This is a genomic window from Deltaproteobacteria bacterium, from assembly GCA_016210005.1.
Classification (GTDB): Bacteria; Desulfobacterota; Binatia; order HRBIN30; family JACQVA1; genus JACQVA1.
Genome location: JACQVA010000207.1, coordinates 19,780 through 32,729 on the forward strand (window position 1 = coordinate 19,780; position 12,950 = coordinate 32,729).

Sequence of the window (12,950 nt, forward strand, 5' to 3'; positions counted from 1 at the left end):
GCCGCCTACTTCTTTTGCTCCATCTCCTGGCCGCAACACTTGATCGTGCCGGCACCCGCTTTCGTGACAATGACTTGGGAGCCGCACTTGCTGCAGATGTACATTTTGCCTAGTTGGTTTGCCATCGTTCCTCTCTCTACGTTCACAGCCGAACGAGTTCATCGTTCCGGCCTCGGGTTAATCGCCGCGAAACGCCGGCCGCCGCTTTTGCAAGAAGGCACGCACGCCTTTGGCGCGATCGGCGGTTGTCTGTAGCAAGACATAGAGGTCTTCCTCAAGTCGGATGCCATGGTCGAGCGGGAGGTCGAGCCCGTGCAACACCGCTTCCTTGGCATAGCGCAAAGCGATCGGACCGCGGGCGGCCAATTGCGCCACCGCCCGGCGCAAGTCGGCGGCGAAGCTGCTTGCTGCCAACACCCGGGTGGCGAGCCCGATCCGCTCGGCCTCGGCGGCCTCTACCGCACGCCCGCTGAGCAACAACTCGAGCGCACGCATGCGGCCGATGATGCGGGGAAGGCGCTGGGTGCCGCCTTGCGAGGGCAGCCGGCCGTGCGCCAACTGCGGCAGCTGCAAGCGTGCGCGCGGCGACAGGAACCGCAGATCACAGGCGAGCGCCAATTCGCAACCCTCAGCAATGGCATCGCCGTTGACGGCCGCGATGACCGGTACGCTAAGGCTGCCGATGGCCGCCACCCAGCGGCAACGCCGCTCCCACGCGCCGCCGTCCTCGACCCCAACGCAAAACGACTTGCCGGCCGCCCCCAGCACGACCAAACGAATGCTGTCGTCCAGCTCGATGGCTTCGGCCGCGCTGATCAGTTGTTGCGCCAGCGGCTGGGTGATGGCATTGCCGGCCGCCGGGCGATTCAGCGTCAGCCACGCGATGCTGTCGCGCACGCTGAAGAGCAGCGGCGCGGCCGCCGGCTTTGATGTTGCCTTACGGGTCATCCTTGCTGTTTGTCGCTGCCCGAGTTTGCCCGAGGCTGCCGTGCTCGCTGCTCAACCTCAGCTCGCGAACTGACCGCGCAAATCCTTCTTGAGGATCTTGCCCATCGGGTTCTTGGGCAGCTCGTCCATGAAGTGGATGACCTCGGGCTTCTTGAAACTGGCCAAGCGCTGGCGGCAGAACTCGGTCACCTCGCCGGCCGACAGGGTTGTGCCCGGGCGCGGCACCACTACCGCGCAGACCTTTTGTCCCCACTCGAGGTCCGGGATGCCGATGACCGCGGCTTCCTCGATGCCCGGGTGCGAGTACAGCACCGACTCGACCTCGGCCGGGGCGATGTTTTCGCCGCCGCGGATGATCATGTCGTCCTTGCGCCCGGCCAGGAAGATGTAACCGTCGGTGTCGATCCAGCCCATGTCGCGCGTCGGCAGCCAGCCGTCCTCGACCAAGGCCGAGGCGGCCTTGGTGCCGTGATTGGTGGCGTAGCCCTTCATCACGCGCGGCGTACGCACCCACAACTCGCCGACTTCGCCGCTCGGCAGTGGCTGACCGCCGTCATCGACCACGCGCACCTCGACGTCGGGCAGCGGCTTGCCGATCGACACCAGCCGCTTGAGGCGCAGTTCGACCTGTGCCCGCTCGCCTTCGAGGCGGTGGTCATCAGGGCCGAGCACGGTCAGGGTCGAGGTGGTCTCCGTCTGTCCGAAGGCGTTGACGAAACCGACCGTCTTGGGGAACATCTCGAGGGCGCGGCGGATGACGGGGAAAGGCATGGCCGCGCCGCCGTAAGACAGGTTCTGCAAACTCGTGAGATCATACCGGTGAAATTCGGGGTGATCTATGAGCTGCTTGACCATCGTCGGCACCAGGAACGCGTGCGTGACCTGTTCCCGCTCGACCGTCTGCAGCCACTCGGCGGCGTCGAACTGCCGCGTCAGCACCAGCTTGCGGCCGGTGAAGAGGTTGGTCATGACGTTGGTGGCGCCGGCGATGTGGTAGAGCGGCACGCACAGCAGTGAGGCCCCGCGCGGCGTGCCGTCGGCCAACTCGACGTTGGCCGTAACATAGGCGGTGAAATCGTTGAACGTCAGCATCACGCCCTTGGGCAGGGCAGTGGTGCCGCTGGTGTACATGAGGATGGTGGTGTCATCGTCCTCGATCTCACGCTCGGTGAAATCGGGCGCGGCCTCGGCGACCAGCGTGTCGTGGTGCAACATGCCCGCCTGCCGGCTTTCGATGGCAATGCAGGTCTTGATCGTCGGCAATCTCGGCAGCATATGCTGGGCGGCCTCGAGATAACGATCGCCGACGAACAGCACCTTGGTGTCGGCGGAGGCGAGCATGTACTCCAGCTCGGGCAGCTTGGCGCGATAGTTCACCGGAATGAACACGGCGCCGAGGGCGGCGGCGGCGAAGTAGGCCTCGACGTAGTGGGCCGAGTTGGTGTGCAGCGCCGCCACCCGATCGCCGCGGCCGACTCCGACGCTTTCGAGCGCGTTGGCCAAGCGCTGGATACGCTCCCACAACTCTCCGTACGTGCGGCGCTCGTTCTCGAAGACCAGGATCTCCTGGTCGGCAAACATCATCGCCGGAATACTGACGAAATTGGACGTGTTCACGAAACCTCCTCTGCGGGCCTCAGTGGTGCGCCGGCACCATCTCCGCCAGCCGGGCCTCTAGTGCGAGAGCGGCGCTCAGCGGCTGATCGAGACCTTCGTTGACGGCGCGCTTGGTCTTTGCAACCAGCGCCGGTGCGAGCGCCGCCAGGCGATGCGCCAGCGCGAGGGCCGCGGCGCGCAACTGCGCCGGCTCTACTATGCCTGCCACCAGGCCGAACGCCAGTGCTTCTTTCGCACTCAACCGCCGCCCCGTGAGCATGAGATCAAGCGCTCGGCCCACACCGAACAGCCGCGTGGCGGTTTGAGTGCCGGCCACACCAGGAATCATCCCCAGGCCGGTTTCCGGCAGCCCGAAACGGGCATCGGCGGCCGCGATGCAGATGTCGCAGAGCAGCGCCATCTCGAAACCGCCGCCGACGGCGTAGCCGTGGACCGCGGCGATGGTCGGTTGGGGAAGGGCTTTGAGCGTGCCCCAGACGTCGCGCTGGAAGCGCACCGCGCGCGCCACCACCGGGGACGGGGCGGCGCCGAACTCGCGCACGTCGCCGCCGGTCGAGAACGCCGGCCCGTTGCCGCGCAACACCATCACTCGCACCTCGGGGTCGTCACGCACCGCCGCCAAGACCTCGAACAAGCCGTCGCGCATGGCGACGTTGTAAGCGTTGAGCACCTCGGGGCGATTCAGTGACACGATTGCCACCGGACCGTCCTTCTCGTACAGCACCGCGGGTGTGGAAGATGGCATTGGGATGGTGTCCGAGAGCGCGGGGTGGCCGCCGCACCGGCAAATGCCGGCTCGAGCAGCCACGCGCAAGGGCGACCGTTAGTCGCTCGACGGCAGCGGCTTGGCCTCTTTGATCTTCATTTCCTGCCCGCAGCACTCGACTGCGCCCGGGCCGGGCTTGTTGCACAGCACCTCGGTGCCGCAGGCTTCGCACAGGTAGCGTTTGCCCAGTTGGTTGGCCATGAATACATCTCCTCCGCTGGTGAACGTTCGTTAGTCGCCTCGTCGATAGAACGGCAGGGCGGTAATGGTCAAGTGTTGGCGGCCGGCGCGTAGCACCGTCCCCGGAGCCCAGCTCGTGCGCTCAACATAGCCGAGCGCGATGACCCGGCCGAGGGCAGGCGAGTGAGCGGCACTGGTAAGGTGGCCCGCTTCCCGGTCATGGTGCAAGAGCGGGGCGCCGGGCGGCGGCACCTCACCGTCCCCGACCAGGCCGCACAGCTTACGGTTCACGTGCCCGCGCGCCGCCACGCGTTCGACCACCTCCTGGCCGAGATAGCAGCCCTTGTTGAAGCTGATCGCGGTCTCCAAGCCGGTTTCCATCACCAGCGTCTCGGCATCCATATCGACGCCATGCCATGGAATGCCGGCTTCCAGGCGCAACACATTGAGCGCGTCGAGCCCAACCGGCAACGCTCCCGCCGCCGACAACCGCCGCCACAACTCCGCGGCGTCGCCGGGCCGTCCTAGCAACCGAAACCCGGGCTCGCCCGTTTGGCTGACCGCAACGCAGCGGGCGCTTACCCCGGCAATCGTGATCTCGCTGTGGTCGAAGGGTGCCGGCTCGCCCGGCGCTTGCCCAGCGGCGGCCGCCAGCACGTCAGCGGCGTCCGGACCCTCGATCGCCAGCAGCGGCGCTAGATCGGTTTCTTCGAACTCGACGTCGTCGGCGATAATGAAATGATCGAGTGCTTCGCGTACCGCCTGGCGCCGCCAGGCCGGCACATCCAGGAGCAGCCGGTCCGCCAAGGCGTAGACGTACAGATCCGAAACGATGCGCCCCTGGATGGTGAGCAGCGCCGCGTAAACGCCTTTACCGGCGGTGCTCCGCTTCACGTCGTTGGTGATCATCCCGTGAAGGAAGGCGACCCGATCGCCGCCAATTAGCGACAGCAGTTGCCGATTACGGGCGTCGAGCACGCCGGCGCCGTGGCGCACCGCCCGCCACTCGGCCTCCGGTGCCCCAAAGCTCCGGGGCAAGCAGATGCCGAGGAAGTCAGCCGACCGCGCACCCGCTGACTGCTCTACTGTATCGAGTTCCGTCCAACTCATCGAACGCACAGGACCTAACAGAAACTCGCAGGCGAAAAAAGTTCCCCGGCGAGACTCGCCCGCGGCGGGGTGTGCGACAAATCTGTGGGTAACGTGCAGCCGACCGGGCAAATACTCACCAGTCTGACAGTACTGTGTACTGTCAGGCCGAGGCCCATGGCCGAAAGGGACGCAATTTGTCATCTTCCAGGCGCGGCGCCGCTTCTTCAGCTGCTTCTCCCGCACGATTGCGGTCTCTGCGCAGCCGTGCGCTTCGAAGTCGACCAGCTTGTCAACGCCGTACTTGGCCGAAAAACCCTCCACTACCTTGCTCTTATGCTGCCACACCCGCGTTGCCAGCTGTGAAGTCACCCCAAGGTACAGCGTGCCGTTCCGTTTGCTGGCCAGGATGTAAACGCAGAACTGCTTGTCCATAGCGCCAAAGGCCAAACTGGATTCCCGCTTTCGCGGGAATGACGGCCATAACACCGAACCACGTTACCCACAAATTTGTCGCGCACCCCGACGCTGGCCCCAACGGCGGGGGCGACCCGGCGGGATTGAATTGTGCCGGTAGTGACAAGCGGCTATGGTCCGCGCATGCGGCGCGTGCTCTCGGCGTTTCTGGTGGTCGCGCTAGCGGGCTGCTTGTGGCGCAGCTACGGAGACATTCTGACGGTCCATGTGACGGTGCTGATACAGATGGTCGACAAGCTCAGCGCGCTGGCCGAGGCCGGGCGCACGCCGGCGGCGGCCGACATGGCCGAGTTCAACTACCCGGCGCAGCGGGGCCGTACCTTCCTGCGCCAGTTCGAGCGCGATGCCGGCCGCGAGTCGTATCGTGCCTTTGCCGCCTTGCTCGATCGCTACCAGGCGCTGCTGCGGCAGGTGGATGCGGCCCGCGTTAGCGAGGCCGACTGGCGCGCTCTGCGCCCGGCGCTGGCGCAGGAGCAGCGCGCCTTGGCCGAACAGGCGGCCGCCATTGGGCGGCACCGAGAACAGGAGCGGCGGCAGCAGTAGCGATGGCGGCGCGCTGTCGACTTTGGCACCATGCCGGCGATGCCCTGACGTCACTGCGGGTGGTGGTGACACCGCTGTTCGCCGTGCTGGCGTGGCGGGCGCCCGGCGCCGCCGGCGCGCGCTGGGGCGCGCTTCTGCTGTTCTTCATCATCGCTGCCAGTGATCTGCTGGACGGGCACCTGGCGCGGCGGGCCGGCGCGACCAGCATTCGGGGCCGGGTGCTCGATCACGGAGCGGATATCTTGTTCGTCCTCACCGCGCTGGCAACCTACGTAGCGCGTGGGGTAACCCCATGGTGGGTGCCGGCGGCGGTCGCGGCCGCCTTCGGCGTCTACGCCGGCGACTTCTGGCTGAGTCAGACGAGAAATTGGCCCGCGCCCGCCGGCCGCAGCCGTATCGGTCACCGCGGCGGGGTGCTCAACTACGCGCTCATCGGCGTGCTGGTGTGCAACGACAGCGTGGCCGCCGGCCTGCTGCCGGGCGAGGTGCTGGGCGTGCTCCACGCCTTGGTGCCGATCTATTCGGGGGCGGCGATCGTTGAGCATTTGTACCGGCGTGATCCGGCACGCGCGCGTCGGTGGTGGCGTGAGCGCGAACTGCTCTGGCTGGTGGCCGTTATCGCCGCCATTTACTGCACGCGCATCACCAGCCCGAGTCTGCGCGGCGAAGAATCGCGGCGCGCACGGGTGGCGGCCGAAATGATGGCCACCGGCGACTGGATCGTGCCGCGCCAGCAGGGGCAGCCGTACCACGATCGGCCGCCGTTGCAGAAATGGGCGATCGCGGGCAGCGCGCGCCTGACCGGCGGGCTCAGCCCGTTGGCGATTCGGCTCCCCAGCGTGCTGGCGGTGATCGGCACCGGTGCGTTGCTGTACGGTTGTGCTCGCGCGCTCATGGGTCCGCTCGCTGGGCTCGCTGCGGGCCTGGCGTTCGCGACGATGGGGCAGGTGCTCGAACTCGGCCGGCTCGGGGAAACCGAGGCGCTCTTCAGCTTCATGGTCAGTGCTGCGCTGCTGTTGTGGCATCTCGGCTACGTGCGCGGCTGGCCGCCGGCCGTCACCTGGATGGTCGGGTACGGACTAGCGGCGCTGGGGGCGTTGACGAAGGGAGTGCAAGCACCGCTGTACTTCATCGGCAGCACCGGGCTCTTTCTCCTGCTCGAGGGCCGTTGGCGGTTTCTCTTCAGCCGCTCACACGCCGCCGGGCTGGTCGTCTTCGTTGCACTGCTGGCTCCGTGGCAGCTGATGCATGCGCGCGCCGTGGGTTGGGACGGTGTTCGTGCGATCTGGTTCAACGAGGTCGGCATACGCTTCACCGAGGCCGGCGTCGCGCGCATTGCCGGCCACGGCATCAGCTTTCCGCTGGAAGTGCTGGTTTCCACGTTGCCGTGGTCGGCTCTGCTCGCCTGCTACGTGGTGCCCCGCGCGCGGGCGGAGCTGAGCGCCAGCCTGCCCCAGGCGCGCTTCTTACTGCTGGCCCTGACGCTCGCGTTTGTCACCTGCTGGCTGCCGCCGGGGGCGCGGCCGCGCTACCTGATGCCGCTCTATCCGATCGCAGCGCTCTTGGCCGCCGTGGTGGTGGAGCGGGCGGGCGCGCAGGCAACATGGGCGGCCTCGGCTTGGCAGCGCTTCGCTCGCATCATGACGGGCGGCATGGCGCTCTGCGGTGCCGCGGTATTGGGAGTCAGCCTGGTTACGACTCCCGCGCTCTTCCGTTGGGCGCAGCCGTGGCCGCTGGCCCTGACGTACGCGGCGTTCTGCGCGGCGGCGGCGGCGGTGATGCGCAAGACGACGCGCGGCGGCGCGCCGCCACGCCTGGCTGCGCTGGTCACGGTGGCGCTCTTCCTCGGCCTGAGCTACACGGGCGTGGTCGTGAACGCTCTCGCCAACACTAGCGTTGACACGGAAGCGAGCGTGGCGCGGCTCAAGCAGCAGTTGCCGCGCGGCCATCGGCTGCTCAGCCTCGGGCCGATTCATCACCTGTTCGCGTACTACTACCGCGACCCGATTGCGTTGCTGGAGTGGTCCGACCCCGGGGTCGCGGCTGAGCTGGCGAAGCCTGAAACGTTCTTCTGCTTCTACCGGTCAGACGACCGCCGGATCGAGCCGAGCTTCGCCTGGCAACCGGTGGCGGTGATTTCCGTGGCGCGCAGCCGCGACCGGGCCGCCGAGATGCAGGTGATCGTCGGCCGCCTGAGCGGGGACGGGGCGGCACCGCCGCGATGACCACAGCGCCGGAGAGTCGCAGTCTGCGGCAAGCATTGCTCCTGCCGCTGGCCGGGGTGGTCTTCTTTGTGATCTACGGCTTCGTCTTCATGCACCAGCCGGAACAGAGCCAGTGGTACAGCTGCTTCGTGCGCGCCGCCCGGGCGCTGCGCGCCGGTGAGCCGATCCACGGTGAGGGTTACATGTACCCGCCCGCCATGGCCATGCTGGCTGTCCCCTGGGCGGGCTTGTCACCGGCAGTGTCGCTGTTTATTTGGTACCTGGTCAACATCGTCGCCACCATCGCGGCATTCGTTTGCGTCTGGCAGCTCGCCGGCGGCCCGAGTCTGCGGCGTCCGCTCCCGCCGCCGTGGCCGGCGATCTGGTTGCTCGGCTTCGCTCTCGCCGCGCGCTTCTTCGTGGCTCCGCTCGAAAATCAGCAGTTCGACATGGTCATCGCGGCGTTGCTGTTCGTAGGCTGCCGGCGGCTCTGGCGCGGTCATGAAATCAGCGGCGCCGTCTGCCTCGGCCTCGCCGCCGCCATGAAGGGCCCGCCGCTTTTGTTTGCTCCTTACCTGGCCTGGCGTGGCTACCGCCGCGCTGCCGCCGTGCTCGTCACGGTGGCGGTCTTGCTGAACCTGATGCCAGACGTGTTGTGGCCGCAAGCGAACGGCCGGCTCTACCTTGCCGATTGGTACTTCAACTGCCTGAGTTCGGGGCAGTGGGCGGCCGGGCACTGGTTTACCGACGTATTGCTCAACCAATCGCTGGCGGGCTTCTTCAATCGCCTGCTGCGCTTCGGTCTGCCGCTGTCGAGTCAAGTGCTCGAGGCACGGCCTGCGATCGCGCCAACTCACGGGAGCTGGGCCGCGGTCTTGAGTTACAGCACCGGTGCGCTTCTGCTCGCCCTCAGTGCGTGGAGGTTTCGGAAGCCGGCCGCTCTGGTGGCGCGCCCCGCTGCGGCTGAGCGAGCGCCGCGCGCGTTCGGCGAAATCCGGTTGGGGATCGAGGCCGGGGCGGTCGTCTGTCTCATGCTGCTGCTCAGCCCCCAGAGCAGCAAGGCGCACTACGTGGTCGTGCTGCTGCCGGCATTCATCATCGCCCGGCTCGTGGTGGAGCGATGGAACTTGTGGTTGGGCGCGCTTCTGACCGGGTTGCTGATAACCGGCCCACTGACGGCTAAGGGTGTGATCGGCAAGGCGCTCGGTGATCTGACCCTGGCTTGGGGGCTGCCGGCGTGGTTCGCGCTGTTATCTCTGGCCGGCATGTGGGTGGCGGTCGGGGTACAGCGGGAGGAGCGGTGCTCGCGGTAGAGCCGGCGCCGCGGCCAGTCGCGCGCGAGCGCCTCAGCTGGCCGGCCGCGCTGCTCATAGTGGCCTACGGCGCCGCGCTTTACCTGATCATTCTCGCCGGCGGCCGGACGCTCAGTGCGCACGAAGTCTGGCTGGCGCAACCGGCAAAAGAGATGCTGGCCACCGGGCGCTGGCTGGTGCCGACCTTTGCCGGCGTGCTCTGTGGTCACAAGCCGCCGCTGATGCACTGGGCCATCGCGCTGGCAATGGCGCTGTTCGGTAGTCACAGTGAGTGGGTGGCGCGGCTGCCGAGCGCGGTGGCGGCGGTGGTGGCGGCATTAGCCGTCGCAAGCCTGGCGGCGCGCTGGTTGGGGAGTCGCCCGGCGCTGCTGGCCGGCGTGGTGCAGCTGACCACGGTTTACTCGCTGAAGCTGGGGGCCGATGCCACTCCCGACATGCTGCTGTGCGCCGCGGTGGCTACGGCGCTATCGGTGTTTGCGCGCGCCAACCTCGTCAAGGTGGAAACGCCGGGCGAGTACCGCGCCCGACCGTGGGCGGCGCGGGCGTTCTATCTTGCCAGCGGGCTCGCTTTTCTCGCCAAGGGCCCGATCGGCCTCGCCTTCATCTGGATCCCGGTTGGGCTGCTGGTGTTGCGACAGCGCCGGACGGCGCGCTTCCTGGTCGATCCCGCCGGTCTGGCGCTGGCCGGGGTGCTTCTGGGCGCGTGGCCGATCTTGGCCTACCGGGAGCAGCCGGCAGTGCTCGAGCGCTGGCTGCGGGACAACTGGGGCCGCTTCCATGGCGCAATGGGCGGCGAGTCGTCCCCGCTCTTTTACTTGTACACCGTGCTGTGGCTCATGCTGCCGTGGACGGTGTTCTGCGCCATCGGCTACTTCGCGCTGCGCCGCGACTCGCAGCGGCGGGAGCTTCTCGGCTTTCTCAATGCCTGGTTCATCTCCGGGTTGGCGCTCGTCACTGCGAGTGCGTTCAAGCACTGGCACTACCTGGCGCCGGCGTTGCCGCCACTGGCGGTGCTCGCCGGCCAAGGGGTGAGCGCGTACGCCGCCTGGCGCCAGCGCGAGGCCCGGCCGCGGCTCGCGCTCCAGTTGCTGGTGATAGCTTGCGGTAGCGCGGCCGGAGTCACCGCGGTCTATGGGCTACTGCCGGCGGCGCTCGCCGGCCGCGCTGCTGCTGTTGTCGGGCTGGTTGCCATCGGCTTGGTGGCGGCGCTGTTTCTGGAGCGGCGCGGCCAAGTACACTGGCAGCTGGCCACCTGGTTCGCCACCGCCGGGTTGGCCGGCGTCCTCGTTCAGGGCTGGTTGATGGCCGCGCACGACTCGTGGCGGCCGTACGCCGAGCTGGCCGAACGCGCCAACCGGATCATTCCACCCTCGCAACCGCTGTACCTGGTGCAGCTGCCGGAGCATCAGATCGCGTACTATCTGAACGCGCCGCTCGTGCGCACGGATGCCGTTGACGGGTTCGAGGCCGCCATCCGTGATTCAGCCGCGGCCACCACCTACGTCATGGCGCCGCAGTCCGTCGCCGAGAGGCTGGGTGCTCGCCATCGCGTCGAGGTTCTCGACCGCTGTGCCGCCCTGCGCCGCGGTATGCACGAGGCCGAGCGCCTAGCGCTGATGGCGGTCGGCGAGAAGTGAGGTTATCGAGTGATTGGTCGCCTGACCACCCGGTAGCGAACTGCCCGATTTCGACCAGCCGATGACGCCGCTCGCCAGCTCGCTGTGTCGGCGGGCGGCGCAAAAGCCTGCGCACATCATCCGGCATGGGTGCTGCTGCTGGCTAGCCGCATGAGCCTGCGTCCCTTTCGCTCGATTGCCCACCCGTGTGTCCGCCTCATGCTGTTGGGGCAGGTGATGTGCGCAGCGGCGGGGGTGGCGGCCGCGGCTGGACCGCGGCCCGAGATGCTGTTGTTTGAAGAGCCGCAGGTCACCGCCGCGGCCAAGCACAGCCAATCGCTGGCTGAAGCGCCGGCCTCGGTGACGGTCATCACGCGCGCCGAGATTCGCCGCTTTGGCTACCGCACGCTGGCCGAGGCCCTGCGCTCGGTGCGCGGCTTCTACGGCAGCTACGACCGCAACTACAGCTACATCGGCGCCCGCGGCTTCTTGCGCCCGAGCGACTACAACAACCGCATCTTGATTCTGGTCAACGGCCACACTTACAACGACGACGTTTACGGCATGGGCTACGTCGGCCCGGAGTTCGGCATCGATCTCGAAGCGGTCGAGCGCATCGAAGTCGTGCGCGGCCCGGGCTCGGCGCTCTACGGCGGCAACGCCGTGTTTGCCGTGGTCAACGTCGTTACCGCCACCGGCCAGGAGCAACCCGGTGCGCACGCGGTGGTGGAAACCGGCAGCCTCGGGCGCAAACGCGGCCAGGTCTCCCTCGGCCACGTCTTCAGCAACGGCCTCGACGTGTTCGCCAGCGGCTCGGTGCTCGAACTCGACGGCAACCGGCAACTCTATTACCCGGAGTACAACGACCCGACGACCAACAACGGCGTGGCGCGCGAGGCCGACGCCGAGCGCGCCCTCAATTTCTTCCTGAGCGCGCGCTCGGGCAACTTGTCGCTGCAAGGCGGCGTCAACCGCCGCGACAAGTATCTCCCGACCGGATCGTACGCGGCGACCTTTAATGACCCGGACAACCAGACCGTCGACGGGCGCGACTTTGCCGAGTTGCGCTATACCCAGGAGCCGGGGTTCGGCGTGCTGGTCACCAGCCGCGTCTTCTACGATGGGTTGCGTTACCACGGCACCTACGCCTATGGCAGCGGTGCCGACCGTGTCACCAGTGAGGACTTCGGCACCAGCCACTGGCTGGGCGGCGAGGTGCAAGCGCAACGCGAGCTATTTCCCGGTAACTCGTTGATCGCCGGCAGCGAGTTCACCTACCATCCGGCTGCGACGATGGAGAACTTCGTGCTGCCCTCGGGTGAGCACTTCGTCGATGACCGCCGCTCGCTGACCACCTGGGGCTTGTATGCCCAGGATGAATTCGTCGTGCTGCCCCAGCTCACTCTTGTCGGCGGGCTGCGCTTCGACCGCTATTACGACCGTTTGGAGGAAGTCAGCCCCCGCGCCGCCGCGCTGTGGAGTCCGCTGGCCGACACCCGCTTCAAGCTGCTCTATGGGCGCGCTTTCCGGCCGCCGAGCGTCTACGAGCAGTACTTCGAAATCCTCAGCCAAGACTACGGCTATCTCAGCAACCCGCAACTCAAGCCGGAACGGATTACCACTTACGAGGTGATCTGGGAGCAAACGCTGTGGCGGCGCACGCAGGCCACTGTCGACCTTTATCACTACGACATGTCGGACCTAATCGACCAAGCCTACGTCGACACCGGTGATCCCAACCTGGTGCGGGTGCAATTCCAGAATCTCGCCTCCGCCCGCGCCAACGGCGCCGAGTTCGAGCTGCGCGTGCCGCTGAGCGATGCCGTCAACCTGCGCGCCAGCTACAGCCTGCAAGAGGTGCGCGCCGCCGGCGGTCAGCTGTTGCCGAATTCGCCCAAGCACCTGGGCAATGTCGCCGCGTTGTTTACGTGGCCGGCCGGAATCGACACCGGTTTCGAGCTGCAGTTGCTCGGGCCGCGTCAAACGCTGGCCGGGCGCCAAGTCGGCACTGCCGCCGTTGCCAACCTACACCTGCGCTACCAGACGCCGGTGCGCGGCCTTGGTGTCGGCGCTGGTTTCTACAACCTCTTTGACCAGCGCTACTCCGACCCGGGCGGATCGGAACACGTGCAGGATCGGATCCGACAAGACGGCTTCACCTTCCGCCTGCAACTGGAATACGGCTTCTGAGGCAACC

General features: G+C 67.2%; 11 protein-coding genes. 5 read left to right on the forward strand and 6 right to left on the reverse strand.

The genetic code is table 11. The annotated features are described in order from the left end of the window. Positions 1 to 5: 5 nt before the first annotated feature. The 6 genes from HY699_20240 to HY699_20265 form a co-directional block, all read right to left on the reverse strand. A complete protein-coding gene (locus HY699_20240) occupies positions 6 to 125 on the reverse strand; it encodes a hypothetical protein (protein ID MBI4518139.1) in 120 nt (39 codons plus the stop codon). Positions 126 to 177: 52 nt separating this feature from the next. After that, entirely contained in the window at positions 178 to 948 is a 771-nt protein-coding gene (locus HY699_20245; GenBank protein ID MBI4518140.1) for an enoyl-CoA hydratase/isomerase family protein, read from the reverse strand. A 57-nt stretch (positions 949 to 1,005) separates the two neighbouring features. Next, positions 1,006 to 2,565 carry a long-chain-fatty-acid--CoA ligase gene (locus HY699_20250; GenBank protein MBI4518141.1) on the reverse strand — a complete coding sequence of 520 codons (1,560 nt, stop codon included), beginning with the start codon at positions 2,563 to 2,565 and terminating at the stop codon, positions 1,006 to 1,008. A 19-nt stretch (positions 2,566 to 2,584) separates the two neighbouring features. Next, positions 2,585 to 3,310 (reverse strand): enoyl-CoA hydratase/isomerase family protein, encoded by a 726-nt coding sequence (locus HY699_20255; protein MBI4518142.1) that lies wholly within the window; start codon positions 3,308 to 3,310, stop codon positions 2,585 to 2,587. 78 nt (positions 3,311 to 3,388) lie between these two features. After that, entirely contained in the window at positions 3,389 to 3,532 is a 144-nt protein-coding gene (locus tag HY699_20260) for a hypothetical protein (protein MBI4518143.1), read from the reverse strand. Between the two features lie 30 nt (positions 3,533 to 3,562). Beyond that, the gene (locus HY699_20265) at positions 3,563 to 5,035 is read right to left on the reverse strand and encodes a GIY-YIG nuclease family protein (protein MBI4518144.1); all 1,473 of its coding nucleotides are present in this window, start codon (positions 5,033 to 5,035) and stop codon (positions 3,563 to 3,565) included. Between the two features lie 141 nt (positions 5,036 to 5,176). Here HY699_20265 and HY699_20270 point away from each other — a divergent pair, with 141 nt between their 5' ends. The 5 genes from HY699_20270 (at position 5,177) to HY699_20290 (ending at position 12,943) form a co-directional block, all read left to right on the forward strand. Next, complete coding sequence (locus tag HY699_20270) at positions 5,177 to 5,620, forward strand: hypothetical protein (protein ID MBI4518145.1); 444 nt, start codon at positions 5,177 to 5,179, stop codon at positions 5,618 to 5,620. A gap of 2 nt (positions 5,621 to 5,622) precedes the next feature. Further along, on the forward strand, positions 5,623 to 7,845 hold the full coding sequence (locus HY699_20275) for a glycosyltransferase family 39 protein (protein ID MBI4518146.1): 2,223 nt from the start codon (positions 5,623 to 5,625) through the stop codon (positions 7,843 to 7,845). After that, positions 7,842 to 9,137 carry a DUF2029 domain-containing protein gene (locus tag HY699_20280; protein MBI4518147.1) on the forward strand — a complete coding sequence of 432 codons (1,296 nt, stop codon included), beginning with the start codon at positions 7,842 to 7,844 and terminating at the stop codon, positions 9,135 to 9,137. Before HY699_20275 ends, HY699_20280 begins: the two co-directional genes overlap by 4 nt. Further along, positions 9,125 to 10,774: a glycosyltransferase family 39 protein gene (locus tag HY699_20285; protein ID MBI4518148.1), complete on the forward strand. Its 1,650-nt coding sequence runs from the start codon at positions 9,125 to 9,127 to the stop codon at positions 10,772 to 10,774. The genes HY699_20280 and HY699_20285 overlap by 13 nt, the downstream gene beginning before the upstream one ends. 150 nt (positions 10,775 to 10,924) lie before the next feature. Next, on the forward strand, positions 10,925 to 12,943 hold the full coding sequence (locus HY699_20290) for a TonB-dependent receptor (protein ID MBI4518149.1): 2,019 nt from the start codon (positions 10,925 to 10,927) through the stop codon (positions 12,941 to 12,943). Positions 12,944 to 12,950: the final 7 nt, after the last annotated feature.